At 32.0% G+C, this 17,983-nt stretch carries 15 protein-coding genes; 13 read left to right on the top strand and 2 right to left on the bottom strand.

All coding sequences use genetic code 11. The annotated features are described in order from the left end of the window. Positions 1-69 precede the first annotated feature (69 nt). The 6 genes from LOS86_RS10765 to LOS86_RS10740 all read left to right on the top strand — a co-directional run bounded on the left by LOS86_RS10765 (position 70) and on the right by LOS86_RS10740 (position 6,948). The gene (locus tag LOS86_RS10765) at positions 70-1,377 is read left to right on the top strand and encodes a TolC family protein (RefSeq protein WP_231842105.1); all 1,308 of its coding nucleotides are present in this window, start codon (positions 70-72) and stop codon (positions 1,375-1,377) included. A 116-nt stretch (positions 1,378-1,493) separates the two neighbouring features. Further along, positions 1,494-2,576 (top strand): efflux RND transporter periplasmic adaptor subunit, encoded by a 1,083-nt coding sequence (locus LOS86_RS10760; RefSeq protein ID WP_231842104.1) that lies wholly within the window; start codon positions 1,494-1,496, stop codon positions 2,574-2,576. 78 nt (positions 2,577-2,654) lie between these two features. Continuing rightward, on the top strand, positions 2,655-5,852 hold the full coding sequence (locus LOS86_RS10755; protein WP_231842103.1) for an efflux RND transporter permease subunit: 3,198 nt from the start codon (positions 2,655-2,657) through the stop codon (positions 5,850-5,852). Between the two features lie 75 nt (positions 5,853-5,927). Continuing rightward, a complete protein-coding gene (locus tag LOS86_RS10750; protein WP_231842102.1) occupies positions 5,928-6,233 on the top strand; it encodes a hypothetical protein in 306 nt (101 codons plus the stop codon). A 10-nt stretch (positions 6,234-6,243) separates the two neighbouring features. Continuing rightward, complete coding sequence (locus LOS86_RS10745; RefSeq protein ID WP_133609854.1) at positions 6,244-6,432, top strand: YgaP family membrane protein; 189 nt, start codon at positions 6,244-6,246, stop codon at positions 6,430-6,432. A gap of 48 nt (positions 6,433-6,480) precedes the next feature. Then, a complete protein-coding gene (locus LOS86_RS10740) occupies positions 6,481-6,948 on the top strand; it encodes a hypothetical protein (protein ID WP_231842101.1) in 468 nt (155 codons plus the stop codon). Between the two features lie 60 nt (positions 6,949-7,008). On the opposite strand, the gene LOS86_RS10735 is transcribed toward LOS86_RS10740, so the two are convergent. After that, a complete protein-coding gene (locus tag LOS86_RS10735; RefSeq protein ID WP_231842100.1) occupies positions 7,009-7,317 on the bottom strand; it encodes a YbjQ family protein in 309 nt (102 codons plus the stop codon). A gap of 169 nt (positions 7,318-7,486) precedes the next feature. Here LOS86_RS10735 and ffh point away from each other — a divergent pair, with 169 nt between their 5' ends. Next, positions 7,487-8,824 (top strand): signal recognition particle protein, encoded by a 1,338-nt coding sequence (gene ffh / locus LOS86_RS10730; protein ID WP_231842099.1) that lies wholly within the window; start codon positions 7,487-7,489, stop codon positions 8,822-8,824. Between the two features lie 67 nt (positions 8,825-8,891). Beyond that, on the top strand, positions 8,892-9,773 hold the full coding sequence (locus tag LOS86_RS10725; protein ID WP_231842098.1) for a bifunctional 5,10-methylenetetrahydrofolate dehydrogenase/5,10-methenyltetrahydrofolate cyclohydrolase: 882 nt from the start codon (positions 8,892-8,894) through the stop codon (positions 9,771-9,773). Between the two features lie 37 nt (positions 9,774-9,810). Here the strand turns inward: LOS86_RS10725 and LOS86_RS10720 are convergent, their stop codons facing one another. Continuing rightward, a complete protein-coding gene (locus tag LOS86_RS10720; protein WP_231842097.1) occupies positions 9,811-11,406 on the bottom strand; it encodes a peptide chain release factor 3 in 1,596 nt (531 codons plus the stop codon). Positions 11,407-11,532: 126 nt separating this feature from the next. Here LOS86_RS10720 and LOS86_RS10715 point away from each other — a divergent pair, with 126 nt between their 5' ends. From LOS86_RS10715 to LOS86_RS10695, 5 genes are all read left to right on the top strand, one after another. Next, positions 11,533-13,494, top strand: a complete 1,962-nt coding sequence (locus LOS86_RS10715) for a peptidylprolyl isomerase (RefSeq protein WP_231842096.1) — start codon at positions 11,533-11,535, stop codon at positions 13,492-13,494. 1 nt (position 13,495) lies between these two features. After that, on the top strand, positions 13,496-14,344 hold the full coding sequence (locus tag LOS86_RS10710; protein WP_231842095.1) for a hypothetical protein: 849 nt from the start codon (positions 13,496-13,498) through the stop codon (positions 14,342-14,344). Continuing rightward, positions 14,331-15,686 carry a peptidylprolyl isomerase gene (locus LOS86_RS10705; protein WP_231842094.1) on the top strand — a complete coding sequence of 452 codons (1,356 nt, stop codon included), beginning with the start codon at positions 14,331-14,333 and terminating at the stop codon, positions 15,684-15,686. Before LOS86_RS10710 ends, LOS86_RS10705 begins: the two co-directional genes overlap by 14 nt. 113 nt (positions 15,687-15,799) lie before the next feature. Then, positions 15,800-16,753: an AAA family ATPase gene (locus LOS86_RS10700; protein ID WP_231842093.1), complete on the top strand. Its 954-nt coding sequence runs from the start codon at positions 15,800-15,802 to the stop codon at positions 16,751-16,753. Between the two features lie 6 nt (positions 16,754-16,759). Continuing rightward, positions 16,760-17,890 (top strand): acyltransferase family protein, encoded by a 1,131-nt coding sequence (locus LOS86_RS10695; RefSeq protein ID WP_231842092.1) that lies wholly within the window; start codon positions 16,760-16,762, stop codon positions 17,888-17,890. Positions 17,891-17,983: the final 93 nt, after the last annotated feature.

The raw sequence follows: 17,983 nt of genomic DNA, 5'->3' as shown, positions 1-17,983 counted from the left end.
ACTCTTGTTACCGACTACCTTTTTTTACGAATGTACATTTGTAACATAAAATATGAATAAAACTATACTATGAAAAAAGTCAAATTATTAATCGTATTAGGAATGGTAACTGGTGCAACTTTCGCACAAGATACTTTGACGATTTCAAAAAATGATTTATTGCAGAAAGTTACAGAAAATAACTTACAAATTAAAGTGGCAGAAAAATCATTTCAATCAGCAAGAGCTGATTATCGTCAGTCAAATGCACTTTTCTTGCCTAATGTAAATGTATCGCATACCGGAATTTTAACTACTAATCCATTGATGGCTTTTGGTTCTAAACTCAATCAAGAAATTTTAACGGCTTCCGATTTTAATCCGGCATTATTAAATGATCCTGATAAAACACAAAATTTTGCCACTAAAATAGAAGTTCAACAACCACTTATCAACTTAGATGGTTTGTATGGAAGACAAGCTGCAAAAGCTAAAATGGATGCTTTTCAATTGCAAACAGAGCGCACTAAAGAATATTTAGAACTTGAAGTTTCAAAAGCGTATATGCAATTACAATTAGCTTATAAAGCGGTACAAGTTTTGGAAAAAGCAAATACAACAGCACAAGGAAATTTAAAATTAGTAGACAACTATTTCAAAAACGGAATGTTGCAAAAAACCGATTTATTAAATGTGCAAGTTCGTGTAAATGAAATTGCGAATCAATTGCAATATGCTAAGTCCAATGTACAAAATGCTTCCGATTATTTAGCGTTTTTATTAAACGAAGATATGACCGGAAAAACCTTTAAACCGGCAGAAAATTTAGATAATGCAATTGCTATAGAAACTATAAATACCACAATTTCTGATTCCAGAAAAGATATTCAAGCGATGCAAAAATCGGCAGAAGCCTATCAAAAAATGTTTCAATCGTCTAAATTCGGATTCTTACCTCGATTAAATGCTTTTGGAAGTTACGAATTGTATGACCAACATCTTTTTCAAACTTCGGCTCAAGGATATTTAGTAGGGGCACAATTATCTTGGAATATTTTCGATGGATTTAAAAACGTTGGCAAAACACAAAAAGCAAAAGCTGATTTTGAAAAAGCAACGGTTGAAACCGAACAATACAAAAAGCAAAGTCAGTTAGAATTGAATAAAACCAATCGTCAATTGCTTGATGCAGAAAATAAAGTTAATTTATCAAAATTAGCTTTCGAACAATCGCAAGAAGCGTATAGAATTCGTCAAAACAGATTCACACAAGGTTTAGAAAAAACAACCGATTTATTAATGTCAGAAACGCAAATGGCACAAAAAGAATTAGAGCATTTACAAGCCGTTTTCGAATATAACTTTACCAAACAATACTTACAATTTTTAACCAAATAAAATTTCTTTACAGGATTGTCCCCTTGAGGTCCCGATAGCTATCGGGATTAGGGGTGTAAAAATCTCAAAATTTCTTAAAAACAAAGTTCCAAAAAATAAAATTTAAAAATAACAACATGAAAAAAATAATAACAATCATTACACTAACATCTTTAATCTTAACTTCTTGTGGAAGTGATAAAAAAGAAAATGTAGCAGATTTACCAGCAATTCCAGTAAAAGTAGCTGGAAATTCAGGAAGTTCTAATAGTTCATATGTTACGGCAAGCGGAAAAATAGAATCCGAAAATAGTGCGAATCTAAGTACTAGAATGATGGGGTATGTAACCAAAGTAAATGTAAAAGTGGGACAAAATGTTTCGGCTGGACAACTTTTGGTAAGCATCAATAATACTGACTTACAAGCAAAAAAAGCACAAGTGGATGCTTCTATCACACAAGCAACAGCAGCTTATAGCAATGCGAAAAAAGATTACGATCGTTTTGTGAACTTGTTTGCACAACAATCAGCTTCTCAAAAAGAATTGGACGATATGACTGCTCGCTACGAAATGGCAAAAGCAGGTTTAGAAGCAGCCAAACAAATGCGTAATGAAGTGATGGCGCAGTTTTCTTATTCGAATATCACCGCTCCATTTTCAGGAACGGTAACCAATACATTCGTAAAAGAAGGTGATATGGCGAATCCAGGAATGCCTTTAGTAAGTATTGAAGGAGCATCAAGATTACAAGTAACAGCAATGGTTTCAGAAAGTGATATTTCGAATGTAAAAAATGGAATGCCAGTTAAAATCAACGTGAAATCTTTAAATAAAGAAGTTGCTGGAAAAGTTTCGGAAGTGAGTTTGTCAGCTAAAAATACAGGTGGGCAATATTTGGTGAAAGTAACTTTAGACAAAATGGATAAAGAAATTTTATCAGGAATGTTCGTAAACGTGCAATTTCCATCGGCTAAAAAAGAAACAACAACTGTGAAATCAGATGTGGTTTTAGTTCCAGAAAGCGCTTTAGTAAAACAAGGACAATTGACAGGGATTTACACTATCGGAAGTGGTAATGTTGCTATTTTGAGATGGTTACGAGTTGGAAAAACATTCGGGAATCAAGTAGAAGTTTTATCAGGATTAGCAGCAAACGAACAATACATCGTTTCAGCTGACGGAAAATTATTCAATGGAGCTAAGGTTAGTCTTCAGTAATCAGTAATTAGTGTTCAGTAAAGGTTTTTAGTAGATAACTTGAAACCTGAAACTTTAAACTTTTAAACAAAAAATAACATGCAAGAAGGTATATCAGGTAAAATAGCCAATTTCTTTATCAACTCAAAATTAACCATTTTATTAATGGTGGCGTTGATGATTATTGGTACTTACAGTTCGTTCTTAATTCCTAGGGAAGAAGAACCGCAAATTAACGTTCCAATGGCCGATGTTATGGTCATGTATCCTGGCGCAAGTCCGTCTGAGATAGAAAGTAGAGTAGTAAAACCATTAGAAAAAATCATTGGAAACATCAAAGGAGTAGAGCACATTCACAGTATGGCGATGAATGGCTATTCGATGATGGTGGTGCAATTTTATGTGGGTGAAAACAGCGAAGATTCGTATGTAAAATTATACGACGAGTTGATGAAAAACCGCACCATGTTTCCAGAAGGAGTAATGCAACCTATCGTAAAAACACGTTCTATTGATGATGTTCCAATGTTGGGATTAACGCTTTGGAGTGAAAAATACGATGATTTCCAGTTACGTCAAATAGCAGAAGAAGTTACTTCGGAAATTGAAAAAGTAAAAGACGTTGCGATTACGAAAGAAATTGGAGGAAGAACACGCGAGCTAAAAGTAGTTTTAGACAAAGATAAAATGGCTGAAAACGGGGTGGATGCATTGAGCATTATGCAAATGATTCAAGCCAATAACGGAAGTTCACAATCGGGTAGTTTTGTGCAAAATGATGCGGAATATTTAGTGACTACGGGTAAGTTTTTATCAACTTCAGAAGATGTAGAAAACTTGGTAGTAGGTGTTAACAATAACATGCCAGTTTATTTAAAGCAAGTAGCAGCTATTCAAGACGGACCTCAAACACCTAAAAACTATGTGTCTTTTGGATATGGAAAAGCAAATGAGAAATTCTCCAAATTCAATTCGGAATATCCAGCGGTAACCATTTCAGTAGCCAAAGTTAAGGGTGCTGATGCGATGAAAATTTCTGAGAAAATATTAGAGCGAGTTGAAACTTTAAAGAAAAATATTATCCCAACCGATGTTCATGTTGAGGTTTCAAGAAATTACGGTGAAACAGCATCTCATAAAGTTGGAGAATTACTATTACACTTAGGTGTTGCCATTATTGCGGTAACGGTTTTAGTAATGTTAGCTATGGGCTGGAGAGGTGGATTAGTAGTTTTCTTTTCAGTTCCATTAACTTTTGCTTTAACTTTATTTAGTTACTATTTATTAGGATATACGTTAAATAGAATTACGCTTTTTGCTTTAGTGTTCGTAGTTGGTATTGTGGTGGATGATAGTATTATTATTGCCGAAAACATGCACCGTCATTTCAAAATGAAGCGACTGCCATTCAAACAAGCTGCGATTTATGCGATTAACGAAGTAGGAAATCCAACCATTTTAGCAACATTTACTGTAATTGCGGCTATTTTACCGATGGCTTTCGTGTCAGGAATGATGGGGCCTTACATGAGTCCGATGCCTATTGGAGCTTCTATTGCCATGATGTTATCATTATTTGTTGCTTTGACCGTTACACCTTATTTGGGATACCATTTATTACATGAAAAAGACGAGCAAGAACACAAAGAAGAACAAGGTTTAGAAACGTCTTGGATTTATAAAATCTATAAAAAAGTAGAGCAACCGCTTTTAGATAATTCTAAGAAACGAAATTTGATGTTCATAGTTACGATAGTACTATTATTGGGTTCAGTTCTGATGTTTTTTACGAAATCGGTAGCGGTTAAAATGTTACCTTTTGATAACAAAAACGAATTCCAAGTGGTAATTGATATGCCAGAAGGAACTACTTTAGAAAGAACAGCTGCGGTTACGAAAGAAATTGCGCAATATCTTTCAACTGTTCCAGAAGTAGTGGATTATCAGAATTATATTGGAGCTTCTGCACCCATAACTTTCAATGGTTTAGTACGTCATTACGATATGCGTGGTGGCAGTAATATGGCAGATATCCAAGTGAATTTATTACATAAAGAAGATCGCGATTTACAAAGTCACGATATCGCAAAAGTAGTGCGTCCAGAAGTACAAAAGATTGCTAAAAAATATGGTGCCAACGTAAAAATTGTAGAAGTTCCACCAGGACCACCCGTTTTATCAACTTTAGTTGCTGAGGTTTACGGACCTAATTACGAAGAGCAGATCAAAGTGGCGAATCAAGTGAAAACGATTTTGGAAACTACTTCTGATGTGGTTGATACGGATTGGATGGTAGAAGCTCCTCAAGTAGAATACAAATTAGAGGTTGACAGAGAAAAAGCCATGTTAAACGGAATCGCTCCTCAACAAGTTGTTGGTAATTTGACTTATTTGTTAAGAGAAATGCCGGTATCTAATTTGTATGATGAACGTTCGAATAATCCTGTTGGTATTACTCTTTCATTAGAAGATAAAGACAAAACTTCGATTAAAGATATTCAAAATTTGAAAATCAAAGGAAGTAGAGGAAATGTTGTTCCAGTGAGTGATTTAGTTAAAGTTACAACAGATACTTTACAAAACACGATTTACAGAAAAGATCAAAAACGTGTAGTTTATGTTTTAGCCGATATGGCGGGAGCATTAGAAAGTCCGGTGTATGCGATTTTAGGAATGAACGAAAAGTTAGAAAAAATGCAATTACCAAAAGGCTACAAAGTAAACGAATTGTACATGGACACACCATCTGATGAAAGTGACTTCACTGTGAAATGGGATGGAGAATGGCAAATTACCTTAGAAGTATTCCGTGATTTAGGAGCTGCATTTTTAGTGGTAATTATTATAATTTACATGTTAATTGTAGGTTGGTTCCAAAATTTCAAAACTCCAATTGTAATGATGGTTGCGATTCCACTTTCATTAGTCGGAATTGTATTAGGTCACTGGGTTTTAGGAGCATTCTTTACTGCTACTTCGTTCATTGGAATGATTGCGTTAGCAGGAGTTATGGTTCGAAATTCGGTCTTACTAATTGACTTTATTGAAATCCGATTAAATGATGGAATTCCAATGAAACAAGCTATTATCGAAGCTGGAGCTGTGAGAACGACACCAATTTTATTGACAACAGGAGCAGTAGTAATCGGAGCCTCAATCATCTTGTTCGACCCAATTTTCCAAGGATTAGCCATTTCGTTAGTAGCAGGAGCGATTGTTTCAACTTTACTTACTTTGATTGTAGTGCCATTAATTTACTACATCACGGAACGTAAAAAATGGGAGAATAATAAATAATAAAAATGTTTAATCATAAAAAAACTTACCTCGATAGTTTCCTCCCCAATTGGGGAGGTTAGGTGGGGCCAAAATATGAAATTAGTATTAATTACAGCCATAGCAGAATTTGAAAAAGATGTCAAAAAGATGCTAAAAGAAGCTAAAGTAAAATCCTATTCGTATCGTGATGTAAAAGGTTTTAGAGATGCTTCCGAAGAAAGTATGGAATCAAATTGGTTTGGTTCTGATATGAATGAAACAGATTCAGTAGTATTTTATGCCTTTATTCTACAACAAAATTTAGATATTTTGTTTGATGAGGTTACTCAATTTAATAAAAAACAAGAAACAATTTCTAAAGTACATTTAGCAGTGTTTTCAGTAGAAAAGTATAACTAAAAAAAAAATTATGATAAACAGATTAATTAGAGCAATTGCAGGAACATTTATAATTTTAAGTGTATTATTAGGTATGTATGTAAATGAAAATTGGTATTGGTTTACCATTTTTGTTGGAGCTAATTTGCTTCAATCATCTATTACCAAATGGTGTTTAATGGAAGATATTTTAAGAAAAGTTTTTAAGATTCAAGATTAGTTATACTTTTTTTTATAATTTAGCGTTAATTATAAAAAAATTAAAACCATGAAAAAGTTTAAACTAATCTCAGTTCTATCGTTGTTGTTTGTATTAAACGTTGCTTCAATGTGTAGTGACGATGACGATACTAACAATTCAGCAAACCCAACACCTGTTATTAATGCGGTAACTTCAGGTACTTGGAGAATTACATTTTATGAAGATTCAGGTGTTAATGAAACTACTAATTATTCCAATTACATTTTTACATTTGGACCCAATGGAGTTTTAACAGCTGCAAATACAAATACATACACAGGATCTTGGTCAGTTACAACAGATAATAGTACCGATGATAGTCCAAGTAATGATTTAGATTTTAATATTTTATTTACAACACCTGCACCAGCTACTTTTGTAGATGATTTGTCAGATGATTGGGATATTATTAGTTACACCCCAACTAAAATTGAATTAGTTGATGTTAGCGGCGGTAACGGAGGAACAGATTACCTAACCTTTGAAAAAATTTAACAATTTTTAAATTATAAGTAAGCCAGCTTTTTAGCTGGCTTTTTAAATTTTATTTCAATTTTAATTCATTTTTTTGATGATACTTACTGCGGTTCCGGTTACTGAAATGGCTACATAATTAGTAGCTGTAAGTTCAATATCAACCTGAATTCCAACAACAGCATTTGCATTTAATTTTTCAGCATTTACTTTAAGTTGTTCTAAAGCTTGTTCTTTAACTTCTGAAATACTTTCGCTAACTCCAGCATAATATTTTTGCATATTAAATGTCATTTTCATTTTTTGAACATTTACAGCTGTACCCGAAACAATTCCTCTGTACTCAGCAATTGTAAAACCATCTATAGAATTTGTAGTAGTTAAAATCATAGCATTAATTTTTAATTAATAAGTCTAATCAGTTGCTTTTTTGTTACATTTATGAACTTGTCATTTATTCAATTTCAACAAGTAAACTATTTTATACAATCTCTAAATACTACTTTGCGACTTTATAACTTTATCTTATCTTTGCACTTCATTAAACAAAATCAGAATCATGTTTGATAATTTAAGCGATAAGTTAGATAAAGCGTTTCATATATTAAAAGGACACGGTAAAATCACCGATGTTAACGTTGCTGATACTCTTAAAGAAGTTCGTAGAGCTTTATTAGATGCCGACGTAAATTTTAAAATTGCTAAAGATTTTACCACAAGAGTAAAAGAAAAAGCTATTGGTGAAAACGTATTAACTACATTACAACCAGGACAATTAATGGTTAAAATCGTTAAAGACGAGTTAACCGAATTAATGGGTGGTGATGCTGCAGGAATTAATCTTTCTGGAAATCCTTCTGTGATTTTAATGTCGGGTTTACAAGGTTCTGGTAAAACTACTTTTTCTGGAAAATTAGCTAACTTTTTAAAAACTAAAAAAAGCAAAAAACCTTTATTGGTGGCTTGTGATATCTATCGTCCTGCAGCAATTAATCAGTTGCATGTAGTGGGTGGACAAATTGGGGTTGAAGTTTATTCAGAACCAGAAAATAAAAATCCTGTTGAAATTGCTCAAAACGCCATCAAACATGCAAAAGCAAATGGTTTCAACGTTGTCATCATCGATACCGCTGGTCGTTTGGCTGTGGATGAAGAAATGATGAACGAAATCGCTAATGTTCACAAAGCAATTCAACCACAAGAAACCTTATTTGTGGTGGATGCAATGACCGGACAAGATGCGGTAAACACTGCAAAAGCGTTCAACGATAGATTGAATTTTGACGGAGTTATCTTAACAAAGTTAGATGGTGATACGCGTGGTGGAGCGGCAATTTCAATTAAATCGGTAGTAGATAAACCAATTAAATTCATCGGTACTGGTGAAAAAATGGAAGCTATCGATGTGTTTTATCCTTCTCGTATGGCAGATCGTATCTTGGGAATGGGAGACGTGGTTTCCTTAGTAGAAAGAGCACAAGAGCAATACGACGAAGAGGAAGCAAGAAAATTACAAAAGAAAATTGCTAAAAACGAATTTGGTTTTGACGATTTCTTAGTGCAAATTCAACAAATCAAGAAAATGGGGAACATGAAAGACCTTGTTGGAATGATTCCAGGTGCTGGAAAAGCATTAAAAGATGTTGAAATTCAAGATGATGCTTTCAAACATATTGAAGCCATTATTCACTCAATGACGCCAGCAGAAAGAAGCAAGCCTTCAATCATTGATGTAAAACGTAAAAATAGAATTGCAAAAGGTTCTGGTAGAAAAATTGAGGAAGTGAACCAATTGATGAAACAATTCGACCAAATGAGCAAAATGATGAAAATGATGCAAGGTGGTGCAGGTAAAAACCTGATGAAAGCCATGGGCGGAATGAAAGGCATGAGATAATCTGTAAAGACGCGATTCATCGCGTCTTTTTTATAACATATAAAACAACACAACAAACAAAAAACAAATGCAATTATTAGACGGAAAAAAAGTATCGGAAGATATTAAAAATGAGATCGCTGCTGAAGTAGCTCAAATGAAAGCCAAAGGTGAGAAAGTACCTCATTTAGCAGCTATCATTGTAGGTAACGATGGAGCAAGTTTAACATATGTAGGAAGCAAAGTAAAATCTTGCGAGCGTGTAGGTTTTGAATCGACTTTGATTAAAATGCCTAGCACAACTTCGGAAACAGAATTGTTGAAAAAAATCAAAGAATTGAATGAGAATGACGATATTGATGGATTCATTGTTCAGTTGCCGTTACCAAAACAAATCGATACTCAAAAAATCATTGAAGCTATTGATCCAAGTAAAGATGTAGATGGTTTTCATCCTGAAAATTTTGGAAAAATGGCTTTAGATATGTCTACTTTTATTCCGGCAACACCATTCGGAATTTTAGAATTATTAGAGCGATATAATGTACCAACTGATGGTAAACACACTGTAGTTATCGGAAGAAGTCATATCGTAGGTAGACCTATGGGAATTTTAATGGGAAGAAAAGGATTTCCAGGAAATTCAACCGTAACTGTTACGCACAGTCATTCAAAAAACATTAACCAAATAACGTCACAAGCCGATATCATTATATCAGCATTAGGAGTTCCTAATTTCTTAAAAGCAGAAATGGTAAAAGACGATGTAGTAGTAATCGACGTAGGAATTACAAGAGTAGAAGACGAAACTACTGAAAAAGGATATAGAATTGTAGGTGACGTAGATTACGAAAATGTATCTAAAAAAGCTTCATTCATCACGCCTGTACCTGGTGGAGTAGGACCTATGACCATTGCAATGTTGTTGAAAAACACATTGTTAGCAAGAGAGCAAAGAAGACATAAATAAAAAAAAACAAGCCATTTCAAACGAAATGGCTTTGTATTTATCTCTTCTGATAATCCGAAGTAAAGAATAATTCTACTGTTGGATATTTTTGTTGGGTCATTTGGATAGAGAAATCACTATCCGCTAAAAATACTAATTGCCCGTATTTGTCATGCCCTAAGAATTTTTGCTTTACACGTTTGAATTCTGCAAATTCTTCGTTTTTAGCATCTTGTGGTTTTACCCAACACGCTTTAAAAGCAGGGAAGTTTTCATACGTACATTTTGCACCATATTCATGCTCTAAACGGTATTGGATAACTTCGTATTGAAGCGCTCCCACCGTTCCAATTACTTTTCTTCCGTTCATTTCTAAAGTAAATAATTGGGCAACCCCTTCGTCCATTAATTGGTCAATTCCTTTTTCTAACTGTTTTGATTTTAAAGGATCAGCGTTGTTGATGTATCTAAAATGTTCTGGTGAGAAACTTGGGATTCCTTGGAAGTTCATTTGTTCTCCTTCGGTTAATGTGTCACCAATTTTAAAATTCCCAGTATCATGTAATCCTACAATGTCCCCTGGATAAGAAATATCAACAATCTCTTTTTTCTCAGCAAAAAATGCATTCGGACTCGAGAATTTCATGTTTTTTCCGTGTCTTACATGTAAATACGGTTTGTTTTTTTCAAATGTTCCCGAAACAATTTTAACGAAAGCCAAACGATCACGGTGTTTTGGATCCATGTTGGCGTGAATTTTAAATACAAATCCACTGAATTTAGTTTCATCAGGTTGTACCAATCTAGTGTCAGATTCTTTTGCTCTTGGTGTTGGCGCAATTTCTATAAAACAATCTAATAATTCACGAACTCCAAAATTATTCAAAGCTGAACCAAAGAAAACCGGTTGTAAATCTCCAGCTAAATATTCCTCTCTATCAAAAGGCGGATATACTTCGTCTATTAATTCTAATTCTTCTCTTAATCGAGTTGCTGGTTTTTCTCCAATAATTCCTTCTAGTTCCGGGCTGTTGATGTCGTTAAAAGCAATCGTTTCTTCAATGTTTTTTCGACTATCACCTTCAAAAAGATTGATGTTCTTTTCCCAAATGTTATAAATTCCTTGAAAATCGTATCCCATTCCAATAGGAAAACTTAATGGTGTTACACGAAGTTTTAGTTTTTTCTCTACTTCATCCATCAAATCGAAAGCATCTTTACCTTCACGGTCTAATTTGTTAATGAAAACAATCATTGGAATGTTTCGCATTCTACAAACTTCCACTAATTTTTCGGTTTGTTCCTCAACCCCTTTTGCAACATCGATAACTACGATTACACTATCAACAGCTGTTAAAGTTCTAAACGTATCTTCTGCAAAGTCTTTGTGACCTGGCGTATCTAAGATGTTGATTTTTTTGTTTTTATAATTAAAAGCTAAGACAGAAGTTGCTACCGAGATCCCTCTTTGTCTTTCAATTTCCATGAAATCGGAAGTAGCCCCTTTTTTAATTTTGTTACTTTTTACCGCTCCAGCTTCTTGAATAGCACCTCCAAACAACAATAATTTTTCAGTTAAAGTGGTTTTTCCGGCATCAGGATGGGAGATAATTCCAAAAGTTCGTCTTCTTGCTATTTCTTCTTTAAAACTCATTATTCAAAATTTTGTGCAAAAGTAACTTTTTTTGCAGAATTTTCTGTTAATAGTAGGTTATAAATGTTGTGAAATAGTGGCGAATTGTTATTTTTGTCGATTACAATCTAAAATGTATAAATAATTATGAAAATTAGTCGAATACTTATTTTTGTTTTCTTAATAGCACCGTATTTTTTAATAGCTCAAACTAAGGATGTTTTATTTACAATTGATGATAATCCTTATTATACAGATGAATTTATTAGAGTTTACAACAAGAATTTAGATCTAGTAAAAGATGATTCTCAAAAAGATTTAGACAAGTATTTAGAATTGTTTTTGGGATATAAATTAAAAGTTCAAAAAGCTAATAAAGTTGGGTTACAATATGGTACCAATTATCAAAACGAATTAAAATCATATAGAAATCAGCTTTCTAAGAATTATGTAAACGATTCAAAAGTTACTAATGAATTAGTAAAAGAAGCTTATGATAGATTACAACAAGAAATAAGAGCATCGCACATTTTAGTTTTATTAGATGAAGGAGCAACTCCAGAAGATACTTTAAAAGCGTATAATAAAATAGTAGATATAAAACGAAGATTAGATGCTGGAGAAGATTTTGTTACCGTTGCAAAACAAACTTCTGAAGATCCATCTGTAAAAGATAACAATGGCGATTTAGGTTATTTTTCGGCATTTAGAATGGTATATCCGTTTGAAAATGCAGCTTATAAAACGAATGTTGGTCAAGTGTCAAAACCATTTCGTACTCGTTTTGGATATCATATCGTAAAAGTGGTTGATAAAAGAATTAATAGAGGAGAAGTAACAGTTGCTCATATAATGATTCTTAAAAATACGGATGAAGCACAAAATGCAAAAGCAAAATCAACTATAGAAGATATTTATCAAAAAATTCAACAAGGAGAGTCTTTTGAAACTCTTGCACAACAGTTTTCTGAAGACAAATCATCAGCTCCAAAAGGTGGCGTTTTACAGCGTTTTGGTTCGGGGCAATTAAGTTCTGAAGAATTTGAAAATGTTGCATTCGAATTGAAAGATAAAAAACAAATTTCGAAACCTTTTGAGACTCAATTTGGATGGCACATCGTAAAATTGATTGATAAACATCCTGTTCGTACATATGATGAGATGAAGACAGAATTGGAGGAAAAAATCAGAAAAGATGAGCGTTCTTTATTGATAACAAATTCACTAGCGAAAAAATTAAGAAGTAAATATTCTATATTGAAAGATGTAAAGATTTTGGTTAAAATAAAAGCAGTTGTTACCGATGAGTTTTATGCTCAAACTTGGGATGTAAATGAAAAAACAAAAGCCATAAAAGGAGTTGTTTTAACCATTAATAAAGATAAAAAATTAAATGCAAATCAATTCATAGATTTTATTATTGGTAAGCAAAAATCAAATATAAAAACAAAACCAATTTCTAGATTGGTTGATGAGCTTTTTGAAAAGTTTATTGACGAACAATTGATTGCTTACTACAATGAAAATTTAGAAAACGAATTTCCAGATTTTAAAAACATTATGGAGGAATATCGAGATGGATTATTGTTGTTTGATTTAATGGAAAAAGAAATTTGGAATCGTGCTAAAAATGATACCATTGGCTTAAATGAATTTTTCAAAAACAACATCAGTAACTATCAGTGGAAAAAACGATACAATGTGGATATTTTATCTTCAACTGATGCGAAAATTATTGAAAAAGCTCAAAAATATTTGAAAAAAGGAAAATCGTTAGATTACATCAAAGAGCAATTAAATAAAGACGGAAAAGTTAATATTATGTCTAAATCAGGTTTGTATGAGGAAGATTATGATGTGTTGACTCAATATCAAAATGTATCAAAAGGAGTTACCTCAATTGTTTCTAAAGACAAATATTATTTTGTACTAAACATTATTGATGAAAAACCAGCTGGAGCTAAAGAGCTTTCAGAATGTAGAGGTAAAGTTATTAGTGATTATCAGCAATATCTAGAAAATCATTGGGTTGATGAATTGAAAAAAGAATTTTCAATACATATCAATCAAGAAGTGTTTTCTAAAGTTAAAAATCAATTAAAGAACTAAAATGCGATATTGGATTCAAATTGTTTTTCTTTCACTTATGCTTACTTCGTGTGATTATTTTAAAGCACCAAGAAAGCCTAAAGCTATTGCGCGAGTTGGTGAAAGCTTTCTTTTTGAGTCTGATATTCTAAGTTTAGTGCCAAAAGGAACTTCTAAACAAGATAGTATAGCTATTGTAAAGTCATTTATTGAAAGATGGGCTACCCAAAAAATACTTTTTGAAGCGGCAGAAAAAAATATTGGAAAAGATAAAATTGACGAATACAATGTTTTAATACAGCAATACAAAGTTGATTTATATACAAAAGCCTACTTAGAAAATTTAGTAATTAGACAAATTGATACAGTAGTTACTGAAAAAGAAATTGAAGAATATTACAATAACAACAAGCAATATTTTAAAAATTCTAATGAGTTAGTTAAGCTTAGATATATTAATTTAGTTAAAGAAAATCCAAAATTTGCAAAAATTAAATCAAAGTTTAGTTCCTTTACTGCGAAAGATAAAAAAGAGCTTGAACAAATGGCTGTAAAGTTTAAAAGCTATGCGTTTAATGATTCCATTTGGGTAGATATTAATCAAGTTTTTGAAAAAGTTCCGTTTATTAATTTAGAAAATAAACATAAATATATTGCTAGTGGTATGAATTTTCAATACCCAGATTCAACAACAATTTGGTTGGTAAAAGTTAATAAAGTGTTGCCAAAAGACAGTGCTACACCTTTAGAATTTTTGAAACCAACTATCAAACAAATTATTATAAACAATAGAAAACTAATATTAATTAACAAATTAGAAAAAGAGATTACTAATGATGCAATCAAAGATAATTATTATGAAATTTATTAAGAATAGAATATTTATAACCCTGCTTTTTTTAACATCAAGTTTGATGATTGCTCAGCCTAAAAAAGTAAAAGTTGATGGTGTGGTTGCTGTTGTAGGTGATTATGTAGTTTTAGATTCGGATATCGATTTAGATTATATTACATTAAAGGCTCAAGGAGTTGATGTAAGTCAAATTACACGTTGCGAATTATTTGGTAAGCAATTAGAGGATAAATTATATGCGCACCAAGCCATTCAAGATAGTATTGTTGTTACAGATGCTGAAGTAAACTCGTTTTTAAATGAGCAATTAGATGCTGCTGTGGAACAAATTGGTTCAATTGATAAAGTAGTAAAATATTATAACAAAAAAAATGTTGATGAATTAAGAAGTCACTTTTTTGATGCTGTAAAAATGAACAAACTTACTTCTCAAATGCGAAATAAGATTGTTGAAGGAGTTACCATAACTCCAGAAGAAGTTAGAACTTTTTTTAACTCAATTCCTAAAGATGAGATTCCAACATTTGGTGCCGAAATGGAAGTAGCACAAATTGTTGTAAAGCCAGTGATTACTGAAGAAGAAAAGAAAAGAGTAATTGATAAATTGAACGAAATCAAACAAGATGTTTTAAACGGCTCAAGTTTTTTTAGTAAAGCGGTTTTGTTTTCTGAAGATCCAGGGTCAAGTTCTAATGGAGGGTTTTATAAAATGAATCGTAAAACAGCCTTTGTTAAAGAATTTAAAGATGTGGCCTTCAGTTTAGCCGAAGGTGAAATTTCTGATCCATTTGAAACGGAATTTGGGTATCATATTATCAAAATTGAAAAAATTAAAGGTCAAGAAGTTGAGTTACGTCATATTTTAATTGCTCCTAAAGTATCACCACAAGCAATGAAAGATGCAAAAGAAAAAATAGAGCAAATCAGAAGTAAAATTGTAAATAACGAAATTACATTTGCTGATGCGGCTAAATCTTCTTCTGATCAAAAAGAAACTAGAAATAATGGTGGTGTTCTTTTGAATCCAAGAACAATGGAACCAAGATTTGAATTAACAAAAATGGACCCAACATTATATGCTCAAGTATCTAGTTTGAAAGATAACGAGATTTCATTACCTATTTTAGACGAAGAAAGAGGAGTGGGTAAGTTTTATAAAATTATTACAGTAAACAATAGAATTGAAGAGCATCAAGCTGATTTTTCAAGAGATTATATTAAAATCAAAGAATTAGCATTAAGAGATAAACAGGTTAAAGAAATTGCAAAATGGACTGAAGAAAAAATTAATGAAACGTATATTAAAATTTCGGATGATTACAAAGATTGTGATTTTGTAAACAATTGGTTAAAAAAATAAATAACTTACCCTTTGATTTATCAGAGGGTTTTTTATAAGATTTTTTCTTATTTTAGTCCAGTAATATATTAATTCACTTTTCTGAATTCTAAATTCTAAATTCTAATTTCAATATGTCAGACGTAGCAGCCATTCAAGAATTAGTTCAAAGACAAAAAGCATTAAAACAAGAAATTGCCAAAGTAATTGTTGGTCAGGATGAAGTAGTGCATCAAATAGTGATGAGTATTTTTTCGGGCGGACATGCCTTGTTAATTGGTGTTCCAGGATTGGCAAAAACATTAATGGTAAATACTATTTCTCAAGCTTTGGGTTTGAATTTTAAAAGAATTCAATTTACTCCAGATTTAATGCCGTCGGATATTCTTGGAAGTGAAATCTTAGATGAAAATCGCCATTTTAAATTCATTAAAGGGCCAATTTTTTCTAATATCATCTTAGCTGATGAGATTAATAGAACGCCACCAAAAACGCAAGCAGCTTTGTTAGAAGCCATGCAAGAACGTGCAGTTACTGTAGCCGGACATCATTATAAATTAGATTTGCCTTATTTTGTTTTGGCAACTCAAAATCCTATTGAGCAAGAAGGAACCTATCCATTACCAGAAGCCCAATTAGACCGTTTTATGTTTGCCGTTAAATTAGATTATCCAAGTTTTGAAGAAGAAGTTAATGTAGTAAAAGCTACAACTTCAGATAATAAACCTGTGGTGAATGCTTTATTCAACGCACAAGAAATCATTGATTTTCAAAATGTAATTCGCAAACTTCCAGTGGCAGATAATGTGATTGAATATGCTGTAACTTTGGTAAGTAAAACACGTCCCGATAATCCGCTTTCCAATGAGTATGTAAAAACGTATATCGATTGGGGTGCTGGTCCAAGAGCTTCTCAAAATTTAATTTTAGCTGCAAAAACAAATGCTGCTTTTAATGGAAAGTTTTCTCCAGATATTGAAGATGTTAAAGCTGTAGCTGTTGGAATTCTTCGTCATAGAATCGTAAAAAATTATAAAGCGGATGCCGAAGGAATTTCGGAAGAAGAAATAATCAAAAAGCTGTTTTAAAAAAATATGTTTGGACTGCCAATTGATTTAAATAAACGAAAGCATGGATTAGATATTGCAAGAGCTATTGCAATATCTTTAGTTGTTTTTGCTCATTCTCTTTGGATAAGTGATTTTTTTCCTCCTGTTTTGAGTTGGTTTATGCAGTTGAGTGGAACCATTGGAGTGGAAATATTCTTTATAATCAGTGGGTTTCTAATTGGTAAAATTGTTCTTCGAATGTTTGAAAAAGAAGATTTTTCTTTTTTAGTAATCATGGGTTTTTTAAAACGTCGATGGTTTAGAACGTTGCCAAATTACTATTTAATTCTATTCATAAATGTGTTGCTTTGGTATTTAATTTACAAGGAAATGCCAGAAAAACTATATCTTTATTTTGTTTATTTACAAAATATAACTCAGACTTCTCCTGATTTTTACAGAGTTTCGTGGAGTTTGGCGGTTGAACAGTTTTGTTATATCATTGGTCCTTTTACCTTGTTGTTTTTGGTTAAGATATTTCCTCAAGTTAATAGAGGATATTTGTTTTTAGGGATGAGCTTGTTTATGTTAGCATTGTTTTTTGGAGCAAGAATTTACTTTAATACAACACATGAGTTAACTTCTATAACAGATTGGAATCAATCCTTGAGAAAAGTAACAATTTATAGATTAGATGCAATTTATTATGGATTTGTTCTTTACTATTTGTATTATAAAAAATATATTACTGAAAAATTAAATTCTAGTTTTTTTGTATTGGGGCTATTCGGAATTTTTACTCTTCATGTTTTGATTTTTATTTTTGGAATTCAAGCTGAAAATTACCCTTTTTTCTTCAATGTGCTTTATTTGCCATTAAATTCTGTTTCTATTTGTTTAATAATTCCATATTTAGTATCCATTAAATTAAAAGAAACACTTTTTTTGAAATGGGTAACTTTGTTGAGTATTATTTCTTACAGTATTTATTTGTTACACTACACAGTAATACTTCATGTAATAAAGGTTTTATTTCCATCTGAAAATCTTAGAGGACTTTCTCTTTTTGGTTACACTTTGTTTTATTGGTTCTTAGTTGTGTTTTTATCTTATCTGCTCTATCGTTTTTTTGAAAAACCAATGACTAATCTCAGAGAAAAGAATATTTTTAATTGATAGAATTATAGTTTTTTTTCTTAGATATTAAGAAATTAACAATAATACCAATTTAAATTATCAATTTCTTAAATATATTTTCATTTTATCCTA

The organism is Flavobacterium cyclinae (assembly GCF_021172145.1).
Lineage (GTDB): Bacteria > Bacteroidota > Bacteroidia > Flavobacteriales > Flavobacteriaceae > Flavobacterium > Flavobacterium cyclinae.
This window is presented reverse-complemented; position numbering and strand designations above follow the sequence as displayed.